Origin of the sequence: Alloyangia pacifica (assembly GCF_900116195.1) — a bacterium.
In the GTDB taxonomy this organism is placed as follows: Bacteria; Pseudomonadota; Alphaproteobacteria; order Rhodobacterales; family Rhodobacteraceae; genus Salipiger; species Salipiger pacificus.
The window spans coordinates 82,269-107,731 of sequence record NZ_FOZW01000004.1 but is presented as its reverse complement, the minus strand read 5'-3'; the positions used below and the strand labels follow the sequence as shown (position 1 = coordinate 107,731).

The window sequence follows — 25,463 nt, the reverse complement described above, 5'->3', positions numbered from 1 at the left end:
CTGTACTATGATTGCTCCCAAATGCTCATGCGGAAGAACCGCTTGGGCGTCAACGAGGGAGCCAGCCACCAATGTTCGCCCTTTTCGCCCGCGCCCGCAAGGCGCTGCGCCCTGCCGCCGTGCTTGCCACCGGCGCGCTGCTTGCCGCCTGCGACGTCTCCAGCATGACCGATCTCGGGTCCGCCAGCAGCGGTGGCCCGAGCATCGACCCTGGCCAGACCGTGCGCGTGGCGCTGCTGGTGCCGCAATCCGACCCCTCCGCTGCGGCCGTCGCCCGCGATCTGGAGAACGCCGCACGTCTCGCCATCGCCGACCTCGGCAACGCGCAGATCGACCTCGCCGTGTATGACACCGCCGGCCAGCCCGCCCAGGCCGCCGCCCAGGCGCAGCGCGCGGTGGACGAGGGCGCGCGGATCATCCTCGGCCCGCTGCGTGGCGAGGCTGCCGTCGAGGCCTCCAAGATGGTCGCCGACGAGGGCGTGAACGTTCTGGCCTTCTCCAACAATGCCAGCATCGCCGGGGGCAATCTGTTCATCCTCGGACCGACCTTCACCAATACCGCCGACCGGCTGATGGGCTTCGGCACGCGTCGGGGCGTCAACTCCGTCGCCGTGCTCTACTCGCAGGACGTGCCGGGCGAATTCGGGCGCACCGCCATCAACCAGGCCGCCGCGCGCAACGGCGTCTCGGTCGTGGCCGAACAGCCCTACCCGCTCAGCGTCGAGGGGGTCACCACCACCGCGCAATCGATGAGCAGCATCATCGGCAGCAGCGGCGCGCAGTCGGTCTTCATCACCTCGGACGCCACCAATGCCGCCATGCCTCTGCTGCTGCAGCTGATGCCCGAGTCCGGCGTCGATCCGGCGGTCACCCAGTACATCGGCCTGACCCGCTGGGACGTGGCGCCGCAACTGTTCTCCTATCCCGGTGCCCAGGGCGCGTGGTTCACCATGCCCGACCAGGCGATGCAGCGGAACTTCAACGCCCGCTACCGCGGGGCCTATGGCGCCGAGCCGCACCCGCTGGCCGGGCTCGCCTTCGACGGCGTGGCCGCAGTCGGTGCGCTGGTCGCGCAGGGTCGCAGCGATGCCCTCACCGGCCGCGCGCTGACGCAAGCCGCTGGTTTCCAAGGCACCGGCGGTGTATTCAGGCTGAAATCGGACGGCACCAACGAGCGTGGTCTCGCCGTCGCCACCATCCAGAACAGCCAGGTAACGATTCTTGACCCTGCCCCCTCCAGTTTCTCCGGCGCCGGCTACTGACACCCCCGACATCCTGCCGGACGACCTGATCGCCCCGGCAGAGGAGATCTTCGACATCGCGGGCATTCGTGCCCGCGTCTTCGCCGCCCTCCCCGACGAGGGCGGCGAAGGCGCCATTCGCGCAACCGTGGTGAAAATCCTCGGCGAGGCCAGCAAGCAGAGCCGCGAGACCATCGCCCGCGAGTTCGCCCGCCAGCCGCACAATGCCTTTCCCGTCACCCATGCCTATACTTGGGTCACCGACGGGCTGGTGCGCATTTGCTTCGACGTCGCCACCCAGCGCCTGCATCGCAACCCGAACCCGACCAAGGGCGAGCGTCTCTCGGTGCTCGCGGTGGGCGGCTACGGCCGCGGCGAGATGGCCCCCTTCTCCGACGTCGACCTGCTGTTCCTGACCCCGCACAAGATCACCGCCTGGGCCGAGAGCGTCATCGAGTCGATGCTCTACATGCTCTGGGACCTGAAGCTGAAGGTCGGGCATTCCTCGCGCACGGTGAAGGATTGCCTGCGCCTCGGCGCCGAGGATTTCACCATCCGCACGGCGATGCTGGAGCATCGCTACATCACCGGCCACAAGCCGCTGGCGGACGAGCTGGAAGAGCGGCTCTGGAACGACCTGTTCAAGGGCACCGAGCGCGCCTTCGTCGCCGCCAAGCTCGAGGAACGCTCGGACCGCCATCGCAAGCACGGGCTGCGCTACGTGGTCGAGCCCAACGTGAAGGAGGGCAAGGGCGGGCTGCGCGACCTGCAGTCGCTCTACTGGATCACCAAATACGTCCATCACACCGACGACACCGAGGACCTCGTGCGCCTCGGCGTGTTCCGTCCCGAGGAATACCGCACCTTCTACCGCGCCGAGGAATTCCTCTGGGCCACCCGCTGCCATCTTCACCTCGCAGCCGGGCGGGCGGTCGAGCAGCTGACCTTCGACATGCAGGTCGAGGTGGCGGACCGCATGGGCTATCACGACCGGGGCGGGCGCCGCGCGGTGGAATGGTTCATGCAGGACTATTTCCGCCACGCGACATCGACCGGCGATCTCACCCGCATCTTCCTCACCTCGCTGGAATCCGAGCAGCAGAAGGACGCGCCGCTGCTGCTGCGCATGTTCAAGCGCGGCCCCAACGTGAAGGACGGCTACGAGGTGGTGCACAACCGGCTCGCCATCGTCGATCCGATCGCCTTCCTGTCCGACAAGATCAACCTGCTGCGCTTCTTCGAGGAAGGGCTGCGCACCGGCCTGCTGCTGCACCCCGATGCCATGCGTCTGGTGAAGGCCAACCTGCATCTCATCGACGAGGACATGCGCCAGGATCGCGAGGCGCAGCGCATCTTCATGGACCTGCTGCTGAAGCACGGCAATCCCGAACGCTCGCTGCGGCGGATGAACGAGCTTGGCGTGCTGGCCGCCTTCATCCCCGAGTTCGAGCCGATCGTGGCGATGATGCAGTTCAACATGTACCACAGCTACACGGTGGATGAGCACACCATCCAGTGCATCGGCAACCTGTCGCAGATCGAACACGGCGACCTGACCGAGGATCTGCCTGTCGCCTCCGAGATCCTGCGCGAGGGCGTGAACCGCAAGGTGCTCTACACCGCGCTCTTGCTGCATGACATCGGCAAGGGCCGCGACGAGGACCACGCCGTGCTCGGTGCGCAGATCGCCCGCAAGGTGGCGCCGCGGCTCGGCCTGAGCAAGCAGGAGAGCGCCACGGTCGAATGGCTGGTGCGCTACCACCTGCTGATGTCGGACATGGCGCAGAAGCGCGACATCGCCGATCCGCGCACGGTGCGCGACTTCGCCAAGGCGGTGCAGACGCGCGAGCGGCTCGACCTGCTGACCGTGCTCACCGTCTGTGACATCCGCGGAGTCGGGCCGGACGTGTGGAACAACTGGAAGGCGGCGCTGCTGCGCGCGCTCTACCGCCAGACCCGCCGCGGGCTCGAGGATGGCATGGAAGCGCTCAACCGCGAGAACCGCGGCAACGAGGCCAAGAAGGCGCTGCGCGAGGCGCTGTCGGACTGGGACTCCAAGGAGCTGCGTGCCGAGACCGGACGCCACTACGAGTCCTACTGGCAGGGGCTCCATCTGACCGCGCACGAGGTCTTTGCCCGGCTGCTGCGTGACATCAAGGATGACGAGATCAAGATCGACATCCACCCCGACGAGGACCGCGACGCCACCCGCGCCTGCTTTGCCCTGCAGGACCACCCGGGCATCTTCGCCCGGCTCGCCGGGGCGCTCTCGCTGGTCGGGGCAAACGTGGTCGATGCGCGCACCTTCACCTCGAAGGACGGCTATGCGACCGCCGCCTTCTGGATCCAGGATGCCGACGGCTCGCCCTACGAGGAAGCCCGCCTGCCCCGCCTGCGCGACATGATCCGCAAGACGCTGATGGGCGAGGTCCGTCCGCGCGAGGCCATCGAGCAGCGCGGCAAGCTGAAGAAGCGCGAACAGGCCTTCAAGGTTCCCACCTCGATCAGCTTCGACAACGAGGGCTCGGACATCTACACGATCATCGAGGTCGATACGCGCGACCGTCCGGGGCTGCTCTACGATCTGACGCGCACCCTGTCGGAAAGCCACGTCTACATCGTCTCCGCGGTCATCGCGACCTACGGCGAGCAGGTGGTCGACACCTTCTACGTGAAGGACATGTTCGGTCTGAAGTACTTCACCCCGTCGAAGCAGAAGATGCTGGAACGCAAGCTGCGCGACGCCATCGCGGCGGGGGCGCAGCGGGCGGGGGTGTAGAACCGCCCGGACTCAAGCCAGAAGGCCGCCGGGTGATCGCCAGTCCACGGACAGGCGATCACCCGGCCCGCAATGCGCTTTCTGCGCCCCCAAATGCAAATGAGCGGACCCGCAGGCCCGCTCTTCAAATCTTTCGGCAGGGCCGCAGCCCGCCTTAACCGGCTTACACCAGTTCCAGGTTCACTGCCGACTCGCGGCCGTCACGGCCTGCTTCGATGTCGAAAGAAACTTTCTGGTTGTCTGCGAGACCGGTGAGGCCCGAACGCTCAACAGCCGAGATGTGCACGAAAACGTCTTTCGAGCCACCATCGGGTGCGATGAAGCCGAAGCCTTTGGTGGTGTTGAACCACTTAACGGTACCAGTTGCCATGGTTGTATTCCTCTATCTGTGTCGCCCACAAAGCGCAGCGACCTGGCGTCTCAACGTCGAATGCTGAGCCGTGGAGGAATCAGGAAACGAAATTCAGTAGCCCCCCGTAGATGGGGCCTTTCGCCGGAAATTGCAACGGCCATAATCATGCGGGCCGCGACGGGCCGTTCCCCGCGCATACCGCCCCGTCATGCCGGCGCATTGACTTTCGCACGGTTTCCCCCCATTTAGCTGCTCGTGATCGCCGGTTCCTTACCAGCCCGGGGCCAAACGCCCCGCGCCTGCGATGCCAGATTTCCCGCCGTTGGCACCCTCCCATGGGTCCGGCCTCGCGAAGGAGTTCTTGCGATTACGGCACTCGGGCAATCCGGCCCGTGCGTCCAATCGCAGCCCGCTGCACATCTCCTCCCGCGCAAAGGCGCACAGACGGCGACGGCCCCTCGCGGCCCTCCCCGAAAGGATTTTCATGACATTCGACACGCTGGGGCTCCGCCCCGCCCTTCTCGCTCGCCTTGCCGAGCAGAACCTGACCAAGCCGACCCCGATCCAGACCCAGGCCATCCCCGAGGCCCTCGCCGGCCGCGACGTGATGGGCCTCGCGCAGACCGGCACCGGCAAGACCTTCGCCTTCGGTCTGCCGATCGCAGATGCGCTGCTCGCCAGCCAGCAGCGCTGCGCGCCGAAATCGGCGCAGGCGCTGATCCTCGCCCCGACCCGCGAGCTCGCGGCACAGATCCACGACACGCTGTCGTCGGTGCTCACCGGCGCGCACCTGCGCCTGACGCTTGTGGTCGGCGGCAACTCGATCAACGTGCAGTCGCGCAAGCTCGAAAAGGGCACGCACCTGCTGATCGCCACGCCGGGCCGCCTCATCGACCTGATGGACCGGGGCGCGCTGAAGCTTGACCAGGTGACGCATTTCGTCCTCGACGAGGCCGATCAGATGCTCGACCTGGGCTTCATCCACGCCTTGCGCCGCATCGCCCGCGACCTGCCGAGCCAGCGCCAGACGCTGCTCTTCTCGGCCACCATGCCGAAGCAGATGAACGAGATCGCCAGCGCCTACCTCAACGATCCGGTGCGCATCGAGGTTGCCCCTCCGGGCAAGACCGCCGACAAGATCGAACAGTCCGTGATCTTCGTCGAGACGCCGAAACGGATCGAGACCCTGACCGGGCTGCTCGATGATCACCGCGACGAGCTGGCGCTGGTCTTCTGCCGCACCAAGCACGGCGCCGAGAAGCTCTCGCGCAAGCTCGACCAGGCCGGTTTCGCCGTCGGCGCGATCCACGGCAACAAGAGCCAGGGTCAGCGCAACCGCGCGCTCGACGCCTTCCGCAAGGGCGAGATGCGCGTGCTGGTGGCCACCGACGTCGCCGCGCGCGGCATCGACATCCCCGACGTGCGCCACGTCTACAACTTCGACCTGCCGAACGTGGCGGACAACTACGTCCACCGCATCGGCCGCACCGCGCGCGCCGGGCGTGACGGTCGCGCCGTCAGCTTCTGCGGCGTCGAGGAAATGGCGGACCTGCGCGGCATCGAGAAGCTGATCGGCCAGCAGATCACCACGCTCGGCGGCGAGCGCCCCGCAGAGCCGGCGCGCGGCCAGCGCAGTGCGGGTGGCGGTCGCGGCCGCCCCGGCGGCGGCAAGCCCGGCGGCAATGCCGGAAAGCCCGGCGGCGCGCGTCGCCCGCGCGGCGGGCGTGGCCGGCGCAGCGGTGGCGGCGGCGGCGGTGGCCGCGGCAAGGCACACGCCTCGGCCTGATCCCGAAACAGCGAAAGGCGCGGAGCTCCTCCGCGCCTTTTCTATCTAGACCAGGGCCCGTTCCCCGCAGCGTCACCAGACGCTGATGGTTTCGTCCACCCGGGTCGTCTCGACGTGGGGTGTGCCCGCGATCAAGCTGGCGTAAATCGCGGTGCGCACCGCTTCGAGGTTGCTTTCCACCCCCAGGGCATCGCGCACGCGAGACAATCTGAACTTCAGCGCCGTTCGTGAGATACCGAGCATGCCGCAGACCTCCTGACAGGTCATCCCGAGCGAAATGCCCTCCGGCGCCTCGAGGAGTTTCGCTCCGAGCACTTTTCTCTCACTGAGCATCCCGTGAGAACGGCACACCAGCTGGTGCAGTTCGGCGGCCGCTTCGTCGCCGAATTCCGCCTCCTCGCTGACAAAGATTGCGACGAGGACATCTTCTGGCTCGGCGGGACGGTCACCAGTTGGAAATTCTGATCCCCACGTCCCGCCTCGCGCGTCACTCGAGCTTCATCGCCGCATACATCGCATCGAGCAGCTCGTGCCCCATCTCGGGATCGCCGAGGAACGGTCGGTCGCGCAGCTCGGTCTTCTGCTCGCCCTCCGGCAGGTCCTTTGGCGCCTCGTAGATCACCGCGCCGTCCTTGATCGTCACCCGCACCCGAAGCTGCGCCAGCGTCTCGGGGTCCACCGCTGTCGGATCGTCCGACAGGATCACGAAATCCGCCAGCTTGCCGACTTTGATCGAGCCCTTCCGGTCCTCCTCGAAATGCTGCCAGGCCGGCCAGATTGTCAGCGCCTTCAGCCCCTCCATCACGCTCACCCGCTGCGCCGGGCCGAGGATATCGCCCGAACGCGTGCGCCTTGTCACCGTGGCCGAAAGGATCCGCATGCTGTCGGGGAAGGCCACCGGCGCATCATGGTGCGAGCCGAACATCATGCCGCGCTCGCGCACCCAGCCGGTGGGCGAGATATTGTCGGCATTGACGGGGCCGACGGTGTGATCGCGGTGCCAGTCGCCCCAGTAGTAGGTGTGCATCGGGAAGAGCGAGGGGAAGATGCCCAGCTTCTGGATGCTGTCCACCTGGTCCTCGCGCAGGAACTGGCCGTGCACCAGCACCGGGCGGGTGACCGGCGGGCCGTATTTCTCCTCCGCCGCGCCGATCGCCGCGATCAGCATGTCCGAGGCGCCCTCGCCATTGGCGTGGGTGAGGATCTGGAAGCCGTTGCCGTAGCACCAGTCGACCGAGTCATTGACCTGTTCTTCGGTGACAGCCGCATAACCCTTGTAGCCCGGCGGGTAGTCCCCGACCGGGTCGTAGTAGGGCCGGTCGCGCAGCGCGGTGAACCCCTGCGGCGAGCCGTCGATGGTCAGCTTGCAGCCGCCCACCCGCACGTGGCCATCATACTCTTGCGACGCGTTCGCCTCGATGAAATCCCGCGCCTCCAGCACATCGGGAAAGGCCACCACGTCGATCAGCAGATCTCCCGCCGCATCCACCGCCTTCAGCGCCGCGACGTTGCCGGCGCTCGAGCGCCCCTCCTGCCCGGTGGTGTAGCCGAAGCGTGCCCACATCTCGGCCCCCGCCTTGGCAAAGGTCTCGAAGCCCTCCGGTCCGAGCTGGCTCAGCAGCGGCACCAGCGTACCGAAGAAGGCGTATTCCTCCAGAACCCCGTTGGGCGCCCCGTCCTCGCCTCGCCGGATCACGCCACCCGGCGGGTTTTCCGACGCTTCGGTGATCCCGGCGATCTCCAGCGCCTTGGAATTCGCGACGCCAAGATGCCCCGACTGGTGAATGATCATGATCGGCACCTCGGAAGACACCGCATCGAGCTCGTCCCGCGTCGGGTGCCGCAGCTCGGCGAGCTGCGCATTGTCATAGCCGAAGCCGATGATCAGGTTCACCGAGTCGACCACCGCCTGGTTGTCCGCCATCCAGTCGCGCAGCCCCTGCTGCAGGCTGGCAATGTCGGTCACGTCGCCGTCGGGCGGGGCGAGCATATTGGCGGAAAGCGCCTGGATGCCGCCCATCACCACGTGGCCGTGGCTGTCGACGAAGCCCGGGAGCATGGCGCGCCCGCCAAGCTCGAACATCTCGGTGCCCTCGCCTTGCAGCGCCGAGACCTCCTCCATTGTCCCGACCGCGAGGATCATCCCGTCCTTCACCGCAACCGCCTCGGCGGTGGGCGCCGCGTCGTCGATGGTGAGGATCGGCCCGCCGGAATAGATCGTGTCGGCGATCTCCTGCGCCAGCGCTCCGCCGGAGGCCAGTACAGTCCCAAGCAGCAACGCCGCACCACAAGTTGCAATCCGCATCGAAAATCCCTCCAGAAACGCTCGTACCCGCGCACAATCATCACGCGAATCGGCAGCGCCTTAAACGCCGCTACAGAAGCCTAGCTTGGGGTAATATTTGCGTCACCCGTAGTGTGCCCCTGGCACATCACCGACAGCAGACCGTTCAATGTAAATCAGCTGCGTCGCAGGTCGCCGATCTCGCGCCAGAAGAGCGGTGTGAGCAGCACGTAGACCGTGATCATTTCCAGCCGCCCGAGATACATGGCGAACGAGAGTACCAGCTTCACCGGATCGCTCATCGTGGCGAAGTTGCCCGCCGGGCCGATGATCGGCCCCACCCCCGGCCCGACATTCGCGAGCGCGGTCAGCGCGCCGCTGGCCGAGGTCTCGAAGTCCAGCCCCATGAAGTCGAGCACGACGGTGAAGCCGCCGAAGGTCAGACCGTAGAACATCATGAAGACGATCACGCCCTTCATCACGTCCTCGTCCACCCGCGCGCCCTCATAGCGGATCGCGGTGACTGCATGGGGCGCGCGGATGGTCTGCATCTTGGCCTTGAGCGCCCGGGCAAAGAGCAGCCAGCGCATCGCCTTGGCCCCGCCGGCGGTCGAGCCGGTGCATCCACCGACCGCGGTCAGCAGGAAGAAGGCCACGGCGGCAACGGGCCCCCAGAGCGTGTAGTCGGTGGTGGCATAGCCGGTGGTCGTCACCACCGAGACCACGTTGAAGGCCACCGCCGTCGCCGCCTCGAAGGGCGCCATGCCCTCGTCGAGCACCAGCCAGACGGTCAGCACGCTGATCACCACGGCCAGTGACCGGACCATCGCCGCCACCTGCTCGCTGCGGATCACCCCCCTCAGCACGATGCGCAGGTACCAGGCGAAGGGCAGCGCCCCGAGCAGCATGAAGATCGTGCAGGCCCATTGCAGAAAGGGACTGGTGAAATGCCCGAAGGAGGCGTCGTACCCCGAGTAGCCGCCGGTCGAGAGCGTGGTCATCGCGTGGGTGATCGCGTCGAACGTGTTCATTCCCCCGACAAGGTAGACGAAGGCACAGAGCGCCATCAGCCCGAGGTAGATGCGCAGCGTGGCCGAGGCGAAGGAGGCCGCGTTGCGCAGCTCCTTCTCGCCCTTGTCCGAGCTTTCGGTTCGAAAGAGCTGCATGCCGCCCACCTGCAGCAGCGGCAGCATGGCGATGCCGGTGACGATGAAGCCGACCCCACCCACCGCCTGCAGCAGCGCCCGCCACAGGATCACGCCGCGCGGCGTCTCGTCGAGCCCGCTCATCACCGTCGAGCCGGTGGTGGTGATCCCCGACATGGCCTCGAAGACCGCGTCCACCGGCGTCAGCCCCCAAAGCCACAGCGGCACCGCCCCGGCGATGGCGGCGGTGACCCAGACCGAGGAGGTCAGCAGGAAGGTGTGCAGCCGGTTGATGTCGAGAAAGTCGGACCAGGTCGACAGGCTCACCCCGCCGCCGACCATGCCCACCAGCACCGCCGACATGCCGAAGGTGGCGCCGGTATCGGGGAACAGGATTGCCACCAGCGCCATCAGCAGCGCGAAGAACACGCAGACCAGACCGTTGATGAAATAGATGAAGGACATGACGGCTAACTCTCGACTTGCCGGTCCGGCGCTGACGCCGCGTCGACCCCGAAGCCATGCAGCGCGGGCCGGGGAAATTCAACTCGACTTTTGGCCGGCGGGCAATCCGCAACGCCGCCCGAAGCCGCATGACGTGGCCGGCGCGACCGGCAAACCCCCGCGTGTGCATGCATTGTGCAGGGGTCGCGCATCCGACGTGCCCCCTTCCTAGGCCCCCTGCGATAGTCTACCTCTGGCGCTCAAGAAGACGCGCAGAGGCAGCAGCAGCATGAAACCCATCCGCCTGATCTCGGGCATTCTCACGGTCGGATTCTGGACCTTGGCCAGCAGGGTGCTCGGCGTGGCCCGCGAGATCTTCATTCTCGCCTACATCGGACCGGGCCCGGTGATGGACGCCTTCGTGGCTGCCTTCCGCCTGCCCAACATGTTCCGCCGGTTCTTTGCCGAGGGCGCCTTCAACGCGGCCTTCGTCCCCATCTTTTCCAAGAAGTACGAGGGCGAAGAGAACCCGCTGAAGTTCGGCAGCGACGCAATGAACGGGCTGGCCTTCGTGCTGCTGGTGATCTCGGCGCTGGCACTGATCTTCATGCCGGCGCTGGTCTGGGCGACCGCCGGCGGCTTCGTGGGTGACGCGCGTTTCGACCTGACGGTCGGTTATGGCCGCATCGTCTTCCCCTATATCCTGTTCATCTCCCTCGCCGCGCTCTTTTCCGGCGCGCTGAACGCAACCGGTCACTTCGCCGCCGCCGCCGCCGCGCCCGTGCTGCTGAACATCTTCGTCATCATCGCCATGGTCGCCGGCAAGATGCTCGGCGGCGAAATCGTGGAGTGGCTGATCTGGGCGATCCCCTTTGCCGGGGTGGCGCAGCTCGCGCTGGTCTGGTTCGCTGCCGAACGCGCCGGGATCCGCCTGCGTCCCGGTCGCCCGGTCTGGACCAAGGACATGAAGCGCCTCGTGCGCGTCGCCATCCCGGCGGCGCTGGCGGGCGGCGTCATGCAGGTCAACCTGCTGGTCGGCCAGCAGGTCGCCTCGACCTTCGAAAAGGCGGTGGGCTGGCTCTACGCTGCCGACCGGCTCTACCAGCTGCCGCTCGGCGTGGTCGGCATTGCCGTGGGCATCGTGCTGCTGCCGGACCTGTCGCGCCGACTGAAGGCGCAGGACGATGCGGGCGCACGCCATGCCTTCTCCCGCGCCGGCGAGCTGTCGCTGGCACTGACCGTGCCCGCCGCCGTGGCGCTGGTGGTTGTGCCTTTCCCGATCGTCTCTGTGCTGTTCCAGCGCGGTGCGACCAGCGTCGCCGACGCGCAGGCCATCGCCTTCGCCGTGGCGCTCTACGGGCTCGGCCTGCCCGCCTTCGTGATGCAGAAGGTGCTGCAGCCGCTGTTCTTCGCCCGCGAGAACACGCGCACGCCCTTCTACTACGCGCTCTGGTGCATGGGGGTGAATGCGGTACTCGCCATCGGCCTCGCGCCGGTGCTGGGCTGGTACGCGCCCGCAATCGCCACCACCGTCGCCGCCTGGACCATGGTGGCGCAGCTCGCCTGGGGCGGGCGCAAGCTGGGTGAGGTCGCGCGGTTCGATGCCCGCTTCCGCCAGCGCATCCTGCGCATTTGTCTGGCCGCTGCGATCATGGGGGCAATTCTCTGGGGAACCATGCTGGCGCTCGGACCGTTGCTTGAGAGAAGCTACTGGCGGGGACTTGCGCTCGTCGGTCTGATTGGTGTCGGCATCGTTTCTTACGGCATCGCCGGTCAGGCCGTGGGGGCCTTCCGCCTGTCCGAGTTCAGAACCGCATTCCGCCGCAAGGGCTGACACATGACGCTGACATCGCTGATCACCGCTGCCGAGGGTTTCCCCGCCCTCGAACGGCTTTGCCATGCCGCACAGGACGAGCTGGTGATGAGCTTCCGCATCCTCGACCCGCAAACCAAGCTGCGCAGCCCCGAGTTGCGAGAACAGGGCATGGACGACTGGGCCGACCTGCTGGCCGACGTGGCGCGCCGGGGCGTGACCCTGCGGATGATCATCTCCGACTTCGATCCGGTCTTCACCTCCTCGCTGCACCGCAATGCATGGCGCTCCGCCTCGGGCTTTGCCGAGCGGGTGACGGGGGACGTACAGATCCTCTGCGCCCCCCACGGGCAGAACGCAGGCTGGCTCTGGCGATGGGCGATGCGCGGCAAGATCGCCCGCTACATCAACGAGTTGCGCCAAGAGGAGCAGACCTCGCTCACCCCCGTGCAGCGCACGGTGCTCAAGGGCGCGGTCCTGCTGCGGCCGGTGACGATCCACCAGAAGTTCGCCGTTGCCGACGGCAAGGCCTGCGTGATCGGCGGGCTCGACATCAACGAGCGCCGCTTCGACACCCCCGACCACGATCGCCCCGCCGACGAGACCTGGCACGACGTGTCGATGCAAGTGGACGATCCCGATTTCTCGGGGGCGTTGCGCGGCCATTTCGATGATTGCTGGAACGCGGCCTTGGATTGCGGCACGCCCTGCGTGACGGGCAAGGCCGAGCGCCGCGGGAACGGCAAGCGCCCGCAGGCACCGCAGGACCTGCGACTGGTGCGCACCTTCTCGGCTCCCTGCCCGGGCGTCGCGCGCCTCTCGCCCCGCGCCGCGATCGTCGAGCACGAGAAGGCGGTGATCGCGATGATCGGCGAGGCGCAGCGCAACATCTACATCGAGACGCAGTTCCTGCGGCACCGTCCGGTGGCCGACGCGCTGGCCAAGGCCGGCGAGCGCAATCCGGGACTGCAACTGGTGCTGCTGATGCCCTCGTTTCCCGACCGGGTGCTCTACGAGGGCAACGATGGCTGGGACACCCGCCACGGCCACGCCCTACAGACCGAGGCCGTCACCAAGGTGCAGAAGGCCTTCGGCGACCGCGCTGCCATCGTCTCTCCCGGGCAGCACGAGGACTCACCCAAGGAAATCCCCGACCTGCTCGGATCCGGGCCGATCTACGTGCACTCGAAAGTGATGCTTGTCGATGATCGCGCCGGCATGGTCGGTTCGGCCAATCTCAATGGGCGCAGCCTGCGCTGGGACACCGAAGCCTCGGTGCTGTTCCGCAAGCCAGACGCGGTGCACGACCTGCAGCGCCGGCTGGCGAAGACCTGGCTGGGCGATCACCTCAACGGACACGATCCCGTCGCCGCCCGCACCTGGCGTCAGGCGGCGCTGTCCAACGCGGCGCATCCGCCGCAGGACCGCGAGGGCTTCATCCTGCCCTATCCGCAGGCGGCGGGGCGAAAATTCTCTCGCGCCCTGCCGATCCTGCCCGCGGACATGTTCTGATCCGGCCCGGTCAGCGGCGCTGCCGCAGCCGTTCGCGCAGCCGCGCCCAACCGCCCGGCACCAGAACCATGGTCAGCACGAAGCCCGAGGCAAAGCCGCCCAGGTCCGCCACCCAATCGAGGCTGCCGCCGAAAAGCAGGCCAAAGAGCAGCTGGATCCCCAGCAGGATGCCGATCAGCGAGAAGGCCCGCGCCTGCTGCGCGCCCATCTGCCCCAGCCGCAGCCACAGCAGATAGGTGAAGCCGCCGATCAGCCCGTAGACCGGCGGGAAAGCCCCGATCAGCGGGATCGGCGTGCTCACGAAGCCGTAGGCCAGCGCCCCGCCGAAACACGAGACCGCAAGGATCGCCAGCGTGCGCAGGGTTCCCAGCGCCTCCCCCACCATCTTGCCGAGCGCCAGCAGCATCACCGCGGCAAACAGCGCATGGCTGAAGCTGGCGTGCACGAAGGGATAGCTGAAGAAGCGCAGCAGGTGCTTGGCCGGGAATTGCCCCGAGGCCAGCATCCAGTGCCAGATCTCGTTTGAGAAGGCGAAGCGCTGTAGCGCGTCGAGCCGCCAGCCCACCGCGCCCGGCCCGCCCAGCAGCCCGCGCGCGCCCAGCGAGAAGGCCAGCTCGACCCCGACGATGACCAGCGCCAGCGCCACGATCGCGGGCGGCATCGAATTGAACGGCGAGACATTGTGGTTATGCGCCATTGTGGCCTCTTTCTTGACGGCATGTCGGGCCATGGGTAAGCCAGCCCAGACCGAATTTCCAGACGGAGGAAGCCCATGTCCGACGCGGGCGACAACAATTCCGCTTTCACGCCGCGCGTGTTTTCCGGCATCCAGCCCTCGGGCGGGCTGACGCTGGGCAATTACCTTGGCGCGATCAAGCGTTTCGTCGACATGCAGGACAGCGGGATCGAGACGATCTACTGCGTCGTCGACATGCATGCGATCACCGTCTGGCAGGACCCCGAGGCGCTGCGCCGGCAGACCCGCGAGCTGACCGCGGGCTACCTCGCCTCTGGCCTCGATCCGCAAAAGTCGATCCTCTTCAACCAGAGTCAGGTCGCCGGCCACGCCCAGCTCGGCTGGATCTTCAATTGCGTCGCCCGCCTCGGCTGGATGAACCGGATGACCCAGTTCAAGGACAAGGCCGGCAAGAATGCAGAAAAGGCCTCGCTCGGCCTCTACGCCTATCCCGCGCTGATGGCCGCCGACATCCTTCTCTACCACGCCACCCACGTGCCCGTGGGCGAGGACCAGAAGCAGCACGTCGAGCTGACCCGCGACATCGCCGCTAAGTTCAACCATGACTACGGCACCGAGTTCTTCCCGATGACCGAGCCGGTGATCGAGGGTGCGGCCACGCGTGTGATGTCGCTGCGCGATGGCTCGAAGAAGATGTCGAAGTCCGATCCCTCGGACGCCTCGCGCATCAACATGACCGACGACGCCGATGCCATCGCCAAGAAGATCCGCAAGGCCAAGACCGACCCGGACGGACTGCCGTCGGAGGTCAAGGGCCTCGAAGGACGCCCCGAGGCACGGAACCTCGTCAACATCTATTCCGCCCTTTCCGGGCAAGGCGTCGACGAGGTGCTCGCCATGGCCGGTGGCAAGCAGTTCTCGGAGTTCAAGCCGATGCTGGTCGATCTGGCGGTCGACAAGCTGGCGCCGATCTCCACCGAGATGGCCCGGCTGATGCAGGACCCGGCACAGATCGACGCGATCCTCGCGGCCGGCAGCGACCGCGCCCGTGCCATCGCCGATCCGATCCTGCAGAAGACCTACGAAATCGTCGGCATGGTCGGCGCCAAGGCCTGAAGAGGGACGCTGATCCACGCCTGAGACCTGGACGCAGGGCCGCCCGAAGGGGCGGCCCTTCGCTTTTCCGCCACGGTCTCACCCGGACGGCGGCATCTCCGCATTTTCGTGCTACACTGCCTGCCATCGCCTCGGGCTTGAGGGAGGACCTGCGCGATGACGCTCACCCCAGACCGCACCTGGATAGCCTGGACCGGGATGGAGACCGACCTGATCTTCAACCACGGCGTAGACCTTCCGCATTTCGCCGCCTTCCCGATGGTCGACGAGACCGAGGGACGCGCCCGGTTGCGCGGCTATGCAGAGGCGCTGATCGCCATCGGTCGCGAGACCGGTGCGGGGATCATCCTCGACACGCCCACCTGGATGGCCAACCCCGACCGCGCCGCACCCGTTGGATACGCTGCCGATGATCTGATCCGCGTGACCAAGGAGGCGGTGGCACTGCTGCGCGAGATGGCTGCGAGCCATCTCGAGGTCGCCACCCGAATCAGCGTGCAGATCGGCCCGCAGGGCGACGGCTACCAGCCCGGCATGGCCGCCGCCGACTCCTCCGCCGCCTACCACGGGCCACAGATCCGCGCCGCCGCCGAGTCCGGAGCCGACATGGTCAGCGCCTATACGCTCGGCGCGGCGGGCGAGGCGATCGGCATCGCAAGGGCGGCCGAGGAGGCGGGCATTCCCGCGCTCATCGCCTTCACCGTGGAAACCGACGGGCGTCTCGCCGACGGCACATTGCTGTCCGAGGCGGTGCAGCGCCTTGCCGGTGCGGCGGACCCAGTGGCGATCATGGTCAACTGCGCCCACCCAGATCACATCGCCGAGGCCTTCGACGGCGGCGAATGGGAGGCACATCTGGCCGGCATCGTCGCCAATGCCTCGCGCCAGAGCCACGCGGAACTCGACGCCTGCGAAGAGCTGGACGATGGCGATCCGCAAGAGCTTGGCATCCAGCTCGCGGCGCTGCAGCGCAGCCATCCGGGGCTGCGGGTGCTCGGCGGATGCTGCGGTACCGATCTGCGCCATCTGCGCGAGATCGCCCGGCGGGTGTCAGCCTAGGGTCAGCCGAGCCCGGTGCGCGCCGCCAGCCGCAGCGCATGGCTGGCGTCCTGCGCCGCCACCGGCATCACCGGATCATAGGCGGCGCGGATCAGCGCGCCGATCTCCGGCCGCAGCACCACCCGCCCGTCCTCGAGCCGGCCCAGCGGCGAGCGCGCGGCAAAGGCCCCGTTGCCCCATGTCAGCATCACCTGCGCCACCTGCGCCAGCGCCAGATCCTCGGCCGGCATCTGCGACAGGCTCTCATCCATCCGCAGGAAGACAAAGGCCGCCTTTATCGAGCCGTCTCTGTCGAAACGGAAGACCCGGTACTGGTTGGCGCCGCTTCCCTGCAGCCGCGCCACCATCTCCGGCAGCCCGTCGATCATCCGTCCGAGGTCCGGCAACTCCAGCAGCTCGGCCCAGTCGCGGAAGAAGAAGACCATGACATTTGCGCCGAGCTCGGGGTCATGCTCGGCCATCTTGTGGCCCGACATGGCGCAGACCACCTCGAAGGCGCCCTTGACCACCGAGAGCGTCGCATCCTCGATGCCGAAGACGATCGGCACCAGCGGCCGCCCCCAGCGCGCGCAGAGATAGGACCCGTCCTCGCGGGTAAACAGCGCTTCGACCTCGGCCGCGTCCATGGCTCGCCCCTTCTTCTCTTTGACAAATACGCAAAGCACGACACCCGCCGCGCGGCGCTCCACCTGCCATGCCGGGCGCCTCCGCGCAAGTCCGGCGGCGCGTCAGCCGTCGAAGAGCGTGCCCTGCCCCGGCCCCTGCGGGCGCGGCATCGGCAGGCCGAGGTGATCCCAGGCCCGCTGCGCCAGCATCCGCCCTCGCGGGGTGCGCTGGATCAGCCCCTGCTGCAGCAGGTAGGGCTCGATCACCTCCTCCAGCGCGTCGCGGCTTTCCGAGAGCGCCGCGGAGAGGGTCTCGATGCCCACCGGACCACCGGAGTAATTCTCCGCCATCAGGGTCAGGTAGCGCCGGTCCGCCCCGTCGAGGCCCAACTGGTCCACCCCGAGCCGGGTCAGCGCGCCATCGGCCAGCTCCCGGGAGACAACGCCGCCGCCCTCGACCACGGCGAAATCAACCACCCGGCGCAGCAGCCGCCCGGCGATCCGCGGCGTGCCCCGTGCCCGGCGGGCGATCTCGCGCGCCCCCTCGGGTTCGGCGCGCACCCCGAGCTTGGCCGCGTTGCGCGAGACGATCTCGTGCAGCTCTTCCTCGGTGTAGAACTGCAGCCGGGTCGGAATGCCGAAGCGGTCGCGCAGCGGCGTGGTCAGCAGGCCGAGGCGCGTCGTCGCGCCAACCAGCGTGAAGGGCTGCAGCTCGATCCGCACGGTGCGCGCGGCGGGGCCCTCGCCGATGACGAGGTCGAGCTCGAAGTCCTCCATCGCCGGGTAGAGCACCTCCTCGACCGCCGGGTTGAGCCGGTGGATCTCGTCGATAAAGAGCACGTCGCGCGCCTCGAGGTTGGTCAGGATCGCCGCCAGATCCCCGGCCTTGGCCAGCACCGGGCCCGAGGTCATGCGGAACCCCACCCCCAACTCGCGCGCCATGATCTGCGCCAAGGTCGTCTTGCCGAGGCCGGGCGGGCCGTGGAACAGCGTGTGGTCCATCGCCTCGCCGCGCGACCGGGCTGACTGGATGAACACGCGCAGGTTGGCACGTGCCTCGGCCTGGCCGATGAAATCGCCGAGCATCTGCGGGCGCAGCGCGCGGCCCTCGTCCTCGGGCAGCGGCTCGGGACGCAGGGTGGGATCGGAACCGACCATGGATTATCCCTTCGGCGCCAGCAGCTTCAGTGCGGCGCGGATCAGCGCGGGGGTCTCTGCCTCGGGGTCCTCGCCCGCCGCTTGCGCCACGGCCGAAGCCGCCTCGCCCGGGGCGTAGCCAAGGTTGCCGAGCGCCGAGAGCGCCTCGGATTGCGCCGAGGCATTGGGCTTCGGCGCGGGGGACTTGCGGGCCGCCGGCGCGGGTGTCGCTGCCGGTGTCTCCTCGATCACCACGTCGTCGGCCGTCGTCACCTGCCCCGCACCCATGGCCATGACCATCGGCGCCTTGTCCTTCAGCTCGTTGACCACGCGCTGCGCGGTCTTCGGGCCGATGCCCTTGGCCGCCTTGATGGCGTTCCAGTCGCCGAGCGCGATCGCCCGGCTCACCCCGTCCGGCCCCAACGTGCCGAGGATGGCGAGCGAGGCCTTGGCCCCCACGCCCTGTACCGACATCAGCAGGCGGAACCATTCCTTTTCCACCAGCGAGGGGAAGCCGTAGAGCTGCAGCAGGTCCTCGCGCACCAGCAGGTCGGTGTAGAGCGCCGCCGCCTCGCCCGGGGCCAGCGTCATCAGCACCCGTTCGGAGCAATAGACCACGTACCCCACGCCCCGGACATCGATCAGCGCGTGATCGTCGCCCTTGTAGTCCACCCGTCCGGCGATCCGTCCGATCATGCCTTCACCTTCATTCTCTGCACGCCCTGATGATGCGCGTGACATATGGCAATGGCCAGTGCATCCGCCGCGTCGGGGCTGTCGATGACAACCCCCGGCAACTGCATGCGGACCATGTGATCCACCTGCGCCTTCTCGGCGTGGCCGACACCAACCACCGTTTTCTTGACCTTGTTGGGGGCGTATTCGCCGATCTCCAAGCCGAACTGCGCCGGCACCAGCATGGCGATGCCACGCGCCTGCCCCAGCTTCAGCGTGCCAGCGCCGTCGCGGTTGACGAAGGTCTGTTCCACTGCCGCGATCTCGGGCTGCCAGCGGTGCAGAACGTCGGTCAGCTGCTCGTGCAGGGTGAGCAGTCGCGCGGCGAGCGTGCCCGATCCCGAATCGCATGTGCCGTTGGCGACATGCCGCAAACGGCTACCCTCCGCCTCGATCACCCCCCAACCGAGGTGCCTGAGGCCGGGATCGATTCCGATGACCCGCATTTTCTGCCTGCCCGTTCTTGTTTTTCTGCCTCCGGATTAGCACGAAACGCGAACATCCGCCAAGCCCTCGCACTGGCGCATTTTTCCGCCTGCGTTCCGACAGGCACACAGGTGGCCGGATCGGGCCCGAAACGCGACATTTCAGCCTCTTCAGGCGACACGGACTGCCCGATTTTTGGGTTATTTCTCAGGCATTTTGCTTAATTCGCTTGCTATGTGAAAACTGCAGACCGCCCATGCAATTTTGACCAGTTGTTAGAATTGCACGGCGGTTCTATCTCCCGCTCAGAATTCAGGCACTTTAAAAACTTCAGGACAAGGACACTGACCCATGGCTGCTTATGACTACTCGCGCGACGCTTCCGGCGCCGCTGGTCTGGCAGGCCGCATCGGGAACGTCTTCGTCACCGGCTTCGCGCCCGTCGCCGCTGATGAGACCCCCCGCTCGGCCGGCCTCTTCGCTACCCTTTTCGGCATGATCGCCGAGTGGAACGACACCCGTCTGACCCGCAAGAGCCTGATGGCTCTGACCGATCGTGAACTCGACGACATCGGCCTGACCCGCGCCGATATTCCGGCCATCGCAAGCCGCCGCTGATTTCATGCGAAATCATGCACAAAGGCCGCTGTCCTGATCGGGACAGCGGCCTTTCTCGTGTCTTGTACCCGGCATGTCGGACACCCGGCATGGACAGGCGCCCTGACGGGCGCGATCACATCCTCTCAAGCCAGCAGCGTTTGCAGGTGGACTCCAAGCCAGAGCGTGACCGGATCAACGCCCAGCACCCAGGCACCAAGCTTGTCGGCAACGCTGCCCTCCGCCAGCACCTCGACATGCTGAGCGTAGTTCGCAGTGCCCAGATTGGCCAGCATCACGCCCTTGAACGCCAGAAACCCGATCAGCGCGATCAGCAGACCGCTGAGCGGCGGCGTCTTTACTTTGCGGATAGGCTTGTGCTCGATCACGCCGTTGCGGTTCACTTTCGTGACGTAACCTTGCGCCAGCTTGCGATGCTTTTGCGTGACGGCCCGCTGGCGCCGCTCGAAACTTTTCAGAGCGCTTTCCATACCGCGAAACCCCTCGATACCATACAAATACGTGGCGTATTTGTATGGAAAGGGAGGCGAAATTTAGGCGAAAACGCGGCAATCTTGCCGCGTTTCGATCAAGAAGGCTTGCGCAACGTGAGCGTGACCCATTCGCCGATTTCATCGCGGCGGGTGAGCTCGATGCCCTGCGCAGCATAGGCCTCGACGACCTCGTCGGCCTGCCGGATCAAGATGCCGGAGAGGATCGCGTAGCCGCCCGGAGCGAGATGCGCTGCCATATCAGGGGCCAAATCGATCAGCGGCTGCTTGAGAATATTGGCGAAAACAAGATCGAAGGGCGCCCGAGCCGCGAGGTCGGGATGGCCGAATCCGGCGGCCTCGACGCAGAGAACCTTGCCCTCGAGCTTGTTGGCGCGGACGTTGGCCTCGGCCACCTCTACGGCGACCTCGTCGATGTCCGACACGATCACCGGGTTCGGCCAGATGCGGGCGGCGGCCATGCCGAGAACCGCGGTTCCGCAGCCAATGTCGGCGACGTTCTGGCCGACCATGCCCTCGTTCGACAGGCGGTCCAGCGCGCGCAGACACCCCAGCGTGGTACCGTGATGGCCGGTGCCGAAGGCCATGGCGGCCTCGATCAACAGGGGCTCGGAGCCTTCGGGGATCTTGTCGGCGTCATGCGAGCCGTAGACGAAGAAGCGCCCGGCCTCGACCGGGGTCAGCTCTCGGCGCACCTTGTCGACCCAGTCCTGGTCCGGCACTTCGGAGATCACGAAGGGCACCGCGTTGAACGCCGCGGCGAGCAGCGCCAGCTCAACATCGTTGGGCTTTCCGAGAAAGTAGCCGCCGACTTCCCAAGTGCCGGTGCCGTCTTCGATCTCGAAGACGCCCACGCCCGTGGGTTCCGGATCCATTTCCTCGATGGCCTCGCCCAGGGCCTCGGCGGCGGTCTTGTCGCTCAGCTTGGTGAAGGCGGTCCAGGTCTTGGCCATGTCGTGCTCTCCTATCAGGGGTTGGCCAGCCCGATACAGGGTTTGGGCGTGGCGCGCCAGCCTGCATGCGCCCCGGAGACGTCCCCGGGGCCCTGAAAAGCAACGCCCCGCCGGAGGGACGGGGCGCATCAAAATATCAGCTGCGGATCAGACCCATTTCGCCAGCGGCGGCAGGCTCATCAGCACCGCGTCTGGATCATGCCCGGTGGCGAGGCCGAACTTGGTGCCGCGGTCGTAGACGAGGTTGTACTCTGCATAGAGACCGCGGTGAACGAGCTGCGCGTCCTTCTCGGCCTCGCCGAAACCCATGACGCGGCGCTTCTCGACCAGCGGCAGGTAGGCGGGCAGGAAGGCGCGGCCGATGTCCTGCGTGAGGGCGAAGTCTGCTTCCCAGTCGCCGGTGTTGCGGTCGTCCATGAAGATGCCGCCGACGCCCCGCGCTCGCTTGCGGTGCGGGATGTAGAAATACTCGTCCGCCCAGGCCTTCAGCTCGGGGTAGAGCGAACCGCCGTGCGGATCGAGGTAGTCTTTCTGCGTGGCATGGAAATGCGCGGTGTCCTCATCGTACTCGAGGCAGGGGTTGAGATCCGAGCCGCCGCCGAACCACCACGCCCCCGGCGTCCAGAACATCCGGGTGTTCATATGAACCGCGGGTGCGTGCGGGTTCTGCATGTGGGCAACGAGGCTGATCCCCGAGGCCCAGAAGCGCGGGTCTTCCTCGATCCCCGGCACGCCGCGCGCTGCCATGGATTTCTGCGCCGCCGCGCCGAGTGTTCCGTAGACGGTCGAGACATTCACCCCGACCTTTTCGAAAACCCGTCCGCCGCGCATCACGCTCATCAGACCGCCGCCCGCATCGCTGCCATCGTCGGCCGTGCGGGCGGTCGGTGTCACAGTGAAGCGCCCCGCGACGTGATCGGAAAGCGGCCCCTCGGAATGGCTGTCTTCCAGCCCTTCGAAGGCCGCAACGATCTCGTCTCGCAGCGCGCGGAACCACTGCGAAGCGCGGGTCTTGCGCGCGTCGAACTCGTCGGTCATGTCGTTCCCCCTGCCCGGATCAGTGCATCGGCGTGCCGACCGGGTCGATCAGCGTGCGGCCACCGTCCACGGTCATGATCTGCCCGGTCATAAAGCCCGAGGCCTCGGCGGCGAGGAATTGCACCGCCTCGCAGACCTCGTCGGGGCCGGCGATGCGCCCGGCGGGCGTGTGCTTCTCGATTTCCTCGCGGTAGCCGGGGTGCTCCTTGAGGATGTTCTTCAGGCTCGAGGACATCAGCGAGCCGAAGGCCACCGAGTTCACCCGGATCTTCTGATCGGCCAGCGACACCGCCATCGCGCGGGTCAGCTGGTCCAGCGCCGCGACCGACACCGAGTAGCCCAGAAGATGCGGGTTGGTGCGGCAGGCGGCGATCGACGAGATATTGATGATCGTGCCGGCGCAGCGCACGTCCTGCCCCTCGGCCTGCTTGATCATCCGCTTGGCGACGATCTGGCTCAGCCGCATCGCCGGCATCAGGTTCTGCCCGAGCATGGTCTCGAGCGAGGCATCCTCGCAATCATGCACGTTCGTGGGCAGGATCTGCCGCGCGCCGTTCACCAGGATGTCGACCCGGTCGTAGGCGTCGAGCGTGGCCGAGAGCAGGTTTGCCAGCGTCAGCTTCTCGCGCAGGTCACCGGCGAAGTACCGCATGGTGCTCTCTTCATCGACCTGCCCGCATTCCTTCGCCAGACGGTTCTCGTCCATGTCGGCGAACATGACGTTGGCACCACGTGATGCAAAGTGCCGCGCGATCGCGAGCCCCACGCCATTGGCGGCGCCGGTGACGATGGCGGTCTTGCCTTCGATGGAAAAACTCATGGGAATCCCTTGGATGTTTGCGCCAACCTAGCCGCGATCAGCGCCCCGGGCGAGAGGCATGGAGGATCTTGAACCGCGAATCCCCGGCGATCTCCTCGGAGTTGCGGAAGCGTTCGGCAAGCCGGGCCTCGTAGGGCAGGTGCCGATTGGCGACGAGCCAGAGCTGGCCGGAGGGTTTCAGCACCCGTGCGGCCGCGTCGATGAAGGCCTGCCCGAGCGAGGGTTCGGCCTTGCGCCCGGTGTGGAACGGCGGGTTCATGATCACCGCGTCGAGCTGCGCCGGGGGCTTCCAACTTAGTGCATCGGCCCAGTGAAATTGCGCGCGCGGGTCGGTGACGTTGCGGCGCGCGCACTCCAGCGCGTCGTGATCGGCCTCGACCAGATGCAGCGCGGCGATCTTTTCGCGGCGCAGGATACCGTTCGCCAGCCCCCCCCAGCCCGCGCCGAGATCGGCGACATTGGCACCGAGCTTCTCGGGCAGCGCGGCGAGCAGCGCCTCGCTGGCGGGGTCCGGCCCGTCGGCGGAAAACACTCCGGGCGCGGTCCATTGCCCGCCGGGCAGCTGCGCAGGGCCCCTGGCCCAATCGGCGAAAGCGTCGGTGGCGGCGAACCAGATGGTCTTGCCATGCGCCTTGGACACCTGACCGGTGATCTCGGTGCGCTTGCGCAGGGCTTTCAGGCAGGCATCCACGCCGTCGGTTTTCTGGCCGTCGACGATCACCAGACCACCCTTGGCGGCGGCATTGGCCTCGGCGATCCAGGCCTCGGCCCGGTCGCGGGCACGCGGCAGGAAGACCATTGCGGCGGCAAACTCGCCCTCCGGGGCCAGCGCGACGGTCCAGCCGCGGCGCTCCCAGGCGGCGTAATCCGGGGCGAGACGCTGAACGACGGTGCAGCGCTCGCGCGGCAGGTCGGAGGCGTCGAAATCGCCCGGCGCGCCGAGCAGCAGGATGCGCCCTTCGGAGGGCAGGTCGAGACCTCCCTCGAGCGCGAAACTCAATCGGGTATCAGACATGGCGAAGCCGCCTCGGAGGGCGGATCACTCCTTTTCCATGGTGCATTGCAGCGGATGCTGGTGGCGCCGGGCGAAGTCCATCACTTGACCCACCTTGGTCTCGGCGATCTCGTGGCTGAACACGCCAACGACCGCAACGCCCTTCTTATGCACGGTGAGCATCACCTCGAAGGCCTGCGCATGGGTCATGCCGAAGAAGCGCTCGAGCACATGCACGACGAATTCCATCGGCGTGTAATCGTCGTTCAGCAGCAGCACCTTGTAGAGCGGCGGGCGCTTGGTCTTGGGCTTGGTCTGCAGAACGACGTCGGAATCGCCCTCGCCATCGCGGGGGTCGTTCGGGTCGGACATGACGAATTTCTGGGCCGTGACGGGGTGGGTCATCTCGGGGACGCTTTTGCTTTGCGTGTGCTTTGCGGTTCCGGCTTTGAAGGGTCTATATAAATCGAAGGAGCCGCGGAGAAAAGACCCGCGGTCAGCAGAGACGAGATTATGGCCACGAAACTGCAGACAATCGGCTTCGATGCCGACGATACGCTCTGGCACAACGAGCGTTTCTTCACCCTGACACAGGAGCGGTTCGCCGAACTGCTGGCGGATCACGTCGAGCGGGATGACCTCGATGCGCGACTGCTGGCCGCAGAAAAACGCAATATCGGCCACTATGGATTCGGCGTGAAGGGCTTCGTTCTGTCGATGATCGAGACCGCCGTCGAGGTCACCGAGGGCCGCGTGCCGGGCTCCGTCATCGGGCAGATCCTCGCGGCCGGGCAGGACATGTTGGCGCATCCGGTCGAACTGCTGCCGCACGCGCGGGAGGCGGTCGAGGCCCTCGCGCCCGATTTTCACCTGGTGCTGATCACCAAGGGCGACCTGCTGCACCAGGAACGCAAGCTGGCGGCCTCGGGGCTGGGTGAGCTTTTCGACGCGGTGGAGATCGTCTCGGACAAGCAGCCGCAGACCTACGCCCGCATCTTCGGTGCCAGCCCCGGCGGCGCAGAAGCCGCGATGATGGTGGGCAACTCGCTGAAATCCGACGTCAATCCAGCGATCCGCGCGGGCGGCTGGGGAGTCTTCGTACCGCAGGACCTCGCCTGGAGCCTGGAGCATGACGAGAAGCTCGATCACCCGCGTTTCCGGGAGATTCCCCACCTCGGCGCACTCGCTCCGCTTGTGGAAACGCTCGACTGACCCAAGGTCGGAGAAAAATGCCGTAATCGCGCCGCAATCGCCCCTATAGTGGTACGTGCAAGCGACTCCTACCAAATGTAGGATATCACGATCAAGAAAACGTCGGAAAATCAAGGCATTGCAGACTTTATTTTTTTGCCACTCCGTGCTAGCGTTTTTCCAAACTAGAACAGTTGGCCACCGGAAAACCGGAGGCGAGAGGCAGA

25 protein-coding genes are annotated in these 25,463 nt (G+C 66.7%); 10 read left to right on the top strand and 15 right to left on the bottom strand.

Annotation, left to right across the window (positions count from 1 at the left end; translation table 11 throughout):
• Positions 1-71: 71 nt before the first annotated feature.
• Both BM397_RS10010 and BM397_RS10005 read left to right on the top strand, forming a co-directional pair.
• Positions 72-1,262, top strand: coding sequence for a penicillin-binding protein activator (locus tag BM397_RS10010; RefSeq protein ID WP_092423489.1), 1,191 nt, complete (start codon positions 72-74; stop codon positions 1,260-1,262).
• A complete protein-coding gene (locus tag BM397_RS10005; protein WP_092423487.1) occupies positions 1,222-4,020 on the top strand; it encodes a [protein-PII] uridylyltransferase in 2,799 nt (932 codons plus the stop codon). Before BM397_RS10010 ends, BM397_RS10005 begins: the two co-directional genes overlap by 41 nt.
• Positions 4,021-4,183: 163 nt before the next feature.
• On the opposite strand, the gene BM397_RS10000 is transcribed toward BM397_RS10005, so the two are convergent.
• The gene (locus tag BM397_RS10000) at positions 4,184-4,390 is read right to left on the bottom strand and encodes a cold-shock protein (RefSeq protein WP_066102486.1); all 207 of its coding nucleotides are present in this window, start codon (positions 4,388-4,390) and stop codon (positions 4,184-4,186) included.
• A gap of 466 nt (positions 4,391-4,856) precedes the next feature.
• Between BM397_RS10000 and BM397_RS09995 the strand changes: the two genes are divergently transcribed.
• Positions 4,857-6,158 (top strand): DEAD/DEAH box helicase, encoded by a 1,302-nt coding sequence (locus BM397_RS09995; RefSeq protein ID WP_092423485.1) that lies wholly within the window; start codon positions 4,857-4,859, stop codon positions 6,156-6,158.
• A gap of 72 nt (positions 6,159-6,230) precedes the next feature.
• Here BM397_RS09995 and BM397_RS09990 read toward each other — a convergent pair whose 3' ends face one another.
• On the bottom strand, positions 6,231-6,473 hold the full coding sequence (locus BM397_RS09990; protein WP_092567382.1) for a helix-turn-helix domain-containing protein: 243 nt from the start codon (positions 6,471-6,473) through the stop codon (positions 6,231-6,233).
• 21 nt (positions 6,474-6,494) lie between these two features.
• Between BM397_RS09990 and BM397_RS29680 the strand changes: the two genes are divergently transcribed.
• The gene (locus tag BM397_RS29680; protein WP_256218750.1) at positions 6,495-6,623 is read left to right on the top strand and encodes a hypothetical protein; all 129 of its coding nucleotides are present in this window, start codon (positions 6,495-6,497) and stop codon (positions 6,621-6,623) included.
• A 22-nt stretch (positions 6,624-6,645) separates the two neighbouring features.
• Here BM397_RS29680 and BM397_RS09985 read toward each other — a convergent pair whose 3' ends face one another.
• Both BM397_RS09985 and BM397_RS09980 read right to left on the bottom strand, forming a co-directional pair.
• Positions 6,646-8,463, bottom strand: coding sequence for an amidohydrolase (locus BM397_RS09985; protein WP_092423481.1), 1,818 nt, complete (start codon positions 8,461-8,463; stop codon positions 6,646-6,648).
• A gap of 155 nt (positions 8,464-8,618) precedes the next feature.
• On the bottom strand, positions 8,619-10,052 hold the full coding sequence (locus tag BM397_RS09980) for a TrkH family potassium uptake protein (protein ID WP_092423479.1): 1,434 nt from the start codon (positions 10,050-10,052) through the stop codon (positions 8,619-8,621).
• Positions 10,053-10,320: 268 nt separating this feature from the next.
• Between BM397_RS09980 and murJ the strand changes: the two genes are divergently transcribed.
• Both murJ and BM397_RS09970 read left to right on the top strand, forming a co-directional pair.
• Positions 10,321-11,865 carry a murein biosynthesis integral membrane protein MurJ gene (gene murJ / locus BM397_RS09975; protein ID WP_092423477.1) on the top strand — a complete coding sequence of 515 codons (1,545 nt, stop codon included), beginning with the start codon at positions 10,321-10,323 and terminating at the stop codon, positions 11,863-11,865.
• Positions 11,866-11,868: 3 nt separating this feature from the next.
• Positions 11,869-13,356, top strand: coding sequence for a phospholipase D family protein (locus tag BM397_RS09970; protein ID WP_092423474.1), 1,488 nt, complete (start codon positions 11,869-11,871; stop codon positions 13,354-13,356).
• Between the two features lie 10 nt (positions 13,357-13,366).
• Here the strand turns inward: BM397_RS09970 and BM397_RS09965 are convergent, their stop codons facing one another.
• Positions 13,367-14,053: a rhomboid family intramembrane serine protease gene (locus tag BM397_RS09965; protein ID WP_092424051.1), complete on the bottom strand. Its 687-nt coding sequence runs from the start codon at positions 14,051-14,053 to the stop codon at positions 13,367-13,369.
• Positions 14,054-14,128: 75 nt separating this feature from the next.
• Between BM397_RS09965 and trpS the strand changes: the two genes are divergently transcribed.
• Together trpS and BM397_RS09955 are read left to right on the top strand one after the other, a co-directional pair.
• Positions 14,129-15,169 carry a tryptophan--tRNA ligase gene (gene trpS / locus BM397_RS09960; protein ID WP_092423472.1) on the top strand — a complete coding sequence of 347 codons (1,041 nt, stop codon included), beginning with the start codon at positions 14,129-14,131 and terminating at the stop codon, positions 15,167-15,169.
• A gap of 156 nt (positions 15,170-15,325) precedes the next feature.
• Positions 15,326-16,228 (top strand): homocysteine S-methyltransferase family protein, encoded by a 903-nt coding sequence (locus BM397_RS09955; RefSeq protein ID WP_092423470.1) that lies wholly within the window; start codon positions 15,326-15,328, stop codon positions 16,226-16,228.
• Positions 16,229-16,230: 2 nt separating this feature from the next.
• Here the strand turns inward: BM397_RS09955 and BM397_RS09950 are convergent, their stop codons facing one another.
• The 4 genes from BM397_RS09950 to ruvC all read right to left on the bottom strand — a co-directional run bounded on the left by BM397_RS09950 (position 16,231) and on the right by ruvC (position 19,151).
• Positions 16,231-16,854, bottom strand: coding sequence for a hypothetical protein (locus BM397_RS09950; protein ID WP_092423468.1), 624 nt, complete (start codon positions 16,852-16,854; stop codon positions 16,231-16,233).
• Between the two features lie 102 nt (positions 16,855-16,956).
• Positions 16,957-17,991, bottom strand: a complete 1,035-nt coding sequence (ruvB, locus tag BM397_RS09945) for a Holliday junction branch migration DNA helicase RuvB (protein WP_092423466.1) — start codon at positions 17,989-17,991, stop codon at positions 16,957-16,959.
• 3 nt (positions 17,992-17,994) lie between these two features.
• Positions 17,995-18,666, bottom strand: a complete 672-nt coding sequence (ruvA, locus tag BM397_RS09940) for a Holliday junction branch migration protein RuvA (RefSeq protein ID WP_092423464.1) — start codon at positions 18,664-18,666, stop codon at positions 17,995-17,997.
• A complete protein-coding gene (gene ruvC, locus BM397_RS09935; protein ID WP_092423462.1) occupies positions 18,663-19,151 on the bottom strand; it encodes a crossover junction endodeoxyribonuclease RuvC in 489 nt (162 codons plus the stop codon). Before ruvC ends, ruvA begins: the two co-directional genes overlap by 4 nt.
• Before the next feature lie 331 nt (positions 19,152-19,482).
• Here ruvC and BM397_RS09930 point away from each other — a divergent pair, with 331 nt between their 5' ends.
• Entirely contained in the window at positions 19,483-19,749 is a 267-nt protein-coding gene (locus BM397_RS09930) for a DUF1127 domain-containing protein (protein ID WP_092423460.1), read from the top strand.
• 125 nt (positions 19,750-19,874) lie between these two features.
• Here BM397_RS09930 and BM397_RS09925 read toward each other — a convergent pair whose 3' ends face one another.
• From BM397_RS09925 to clpS, 6 genes are all read right to left on the bottom strand, one after another.
• Positions 19,875-20,219, bottom strand: coding sequence for a hypothetical protein (locus tag BM397_RS09925; RefSeq protein ID WP_092423458.1), 345 nt, complete (start codon positions 20,217-20,219; stop codon positions 19,875-19,877).
• 98 nt (positions 20,220-20,317) lie between these two features.
• Positions 20,318-21,193 (bottom strand): 50S ribosomal protein L11 methyltransferase, encoded by an 876-nt coding sequence (locus BM397_RS09920; protein ID WP_092423456.1) that lies wholly within the window; start codon positions 21,191-21,193, stop codon positions 20,318-20,320.
• A 147-nt stretch (positions 21,194-21,340) separates the two neighbouring features.
• The gene (gene hemF / locus BM397_RS09915; protein ID WP_092423454.1) at positions 21,341-22,231 is read right to left on the bottom strand and encodes an oxygen-dependent coproporphyrinogen oxidase; all 891 of its coding nucleotides are present in this window, start codon (positions 22,229-22,231) and stop codon (positions 21,341-21,343) included.
• 19 nt (positions 22,232-22,250) lie between these two features.
• Entirely contained in the window at positions 22,251-23,051 is an 801-nt protein-coding gene (locus tag BM397_RS09910) for an SDR family NAD(P)-dependent oxidoreductase (protein ID WP_092423452.1), read from the bottom strand.
• Positions 23,052-23,088: 37 nt separating this feature from the next.
• Positions 23,089-24,066, bottom strand: coding sequence for a class I SAM-dependent methyltransferase (locus BM397_RS09905; RefSeq protein ID WP_092423450.1), 978 nt, complete (start codon positions 24,064-24,066; stop codon positions 23,089-23,091).
• Positions 24,067-24,090: 24 nt separating this feature from the next.
• A complete protein-coding gene (gene clpS / locus BM397_RS09900) occupies positions 24,091-24,417 on the bottom strand; it encodes an ATP-dependent Clp protease adapter ClpS (RefSeq protein ID WP_245696050.1) in 327 nt (108 codons plus the stop codon).
• Between the two features lie 141 nt (positions 24,418-24,558).
• Between clpS and BM397_RS09895 the strand changes: the two genes are divergently transcribed.
• Complete coding sequence (locus BM397_RS09895; protein WP_092423446.1) at positions 24,559-25,257, top strand: HAD family hydrolase; 699 nt, start codon at positions 24,559-24,561, stop codon at positions 25,255-25,257.
• Positions 25,258-25,463: the final 206 nt, after the last annotated feature.

Excerpts from the sequence above, each read along its gene's own strand:
- BM397_RS09925 (WP_092423458.1), bottom strand. The coding sequence starts at position 20,219 with ATGGAAAGCGCTCTGAAAAGTTTCGAGCGGCGCCAGCGGGCCGTCACG.
- BM397_RS10000 (WP_066102486.1), bottom strand. The coding sequence starts at position 4,390 with ATGGCAACTGGTACCGTTAAGTGGTTCAACACCACCAAAGGCTTCGGC.
- ruvA (WP_092423464.1), bottom strand. The coding sequence starts at position 18,666 with ATGATCGGACGGATCGCCGGACGGGTGGACTACAAGGGCGACGATCAC.
- BM397_RS09895 (WP_092423446.1), top strand. The coding sequence starts at position 24,559 with ATGGCCACGAAACTGCAGACAATCGGCTTCGATGCCGACGATACGCTC.
- BM397_RS09985 (WP_092423481.1), bottom strand. The coding sequence starts at position 8,463 with ATGCGGATTGCAACTTGTGGTGCGGCGTTGCTGCTTGGGACTGTACTG.
- BM397_RS09930 (WP_092423460.1), top strand. The coding sequence starts at position 19,483 with ATGGCTGCTTATGACTACTCGCGCGACGCTTCCGGCGCCGCTGGTCTG.
- BM397_RS09920 (WP_092423456.1), bottom strand. The coding sequence starts at position 21,193 with ATGGCCAAGACCTGGACCGCCTTCACCAAGCTGAGCGACAAGACCGCC.
- murJ (WP_092423477.1), top strand. The coding sequence starts at position 10,321 with ATGAAACCCATCCGCCTGATCTCGGGCATTCTCACGGTCGGATTCTGG.
- trpS (WP_092423472.1), top strand. The coding sequence starts at position 14,129 with ATGTCCGACGCGGGCGACAACAATTCCGCTTTCACGCCGCGCGTGTTT.
- BM397_RS10010 (WP_092423489.1), top strand. The coding sequence starts at position 72 with ATGTTCGCCCTTTTCGCCCGCGCCCGCAAGGCGCTGCGCCCTGCCGCC.
- BM397_RS09980 (WP_092423479.1), bottom strand. The coding sequence starts at position 10,052 with ATGTCCTTCATCTATTTCATCAACGGTCTGGTCTGCGTGTTCTTCGCG.
- BM397_RS09905 (WP_092423450.1), bottom strand. The coding sequence starts at position 24,066 with ATGTCTGATACCCGATTGAGTTTCGCGCTCGAGGGAGGTCTCGACCTG.
- BM397_RS09955 (WP_092423470.1), top strand. The coding sequence starts at position 15,326 with ATGACGCTCACCCCAGACCGCACCTGGATAGCCTGGACCGGGATGGAG.
- BM397_RS09910 (WP_092423452.1), bottom strand. The coding sequence starts at position 23,051 with ATGAGTTTTTCCATCGAAGGCAAGACCGCCATCGTCACCGGCGCCGCC.
- clpS (WP_245696050.1), bottom strand. The coding sequence starts at position 24,417 with ATGTCCGACCCGAACGACCCCCGCGATGGCGAGGGCGATTCCGACGTC.
- BM397_RS09950 (WP_092423468.1), bottom strand. The coding sequence starts at position 16,854 with ATGGACGCGGCCGAGGTCGAAGCGCTGTTTACCCGCGAGGACGGGTCC.
- ruvB (WP_092423466.1), bottom strand. The coding sequence starts at position 17,991 with ATGGTCGGTTCCGATCCCACCCTGCGTCCCGAGCCGCTGCCCGAGGAC.
- ruvC (WP_092423462.1), bottom strand. The coding sequence starts at position 19,151 with ATGCGGGTCATCGGAATCGATCCCGGCCTCAGGCACCTCGGTTGGGGG.
- BM397_RS09995 (WP_092423485.1), top strand. The coding sequence starts at position 4,857 with ATGACATTCGACACGCTGGGGCTCCGCCCCGCCCTTCTCGCTCGCCTT.
- BM397_RS09970 (WP_092423474.1), top strand. The coding sequence starts at position 11,869 with ATGACGCTGACATCGCTGATCACCGCTGCCGAGGGTTTCCCCGCCCTC.
- BM397_RS09965 (WP_092424051.1), bottom strand. The coding sequence starts at position 14,053 with ATGGCGCATAACCACAATGTCTCGCCGTTCAATTCGATGCCGCCCGCG.
- hemF (WP_092423454.1), bottom strand. The coding sequence starts at position 22,231 with ATGACCGACGAGTTCGACGCGCGCAAGACCCGCGCTTCGCAGTGGTTC.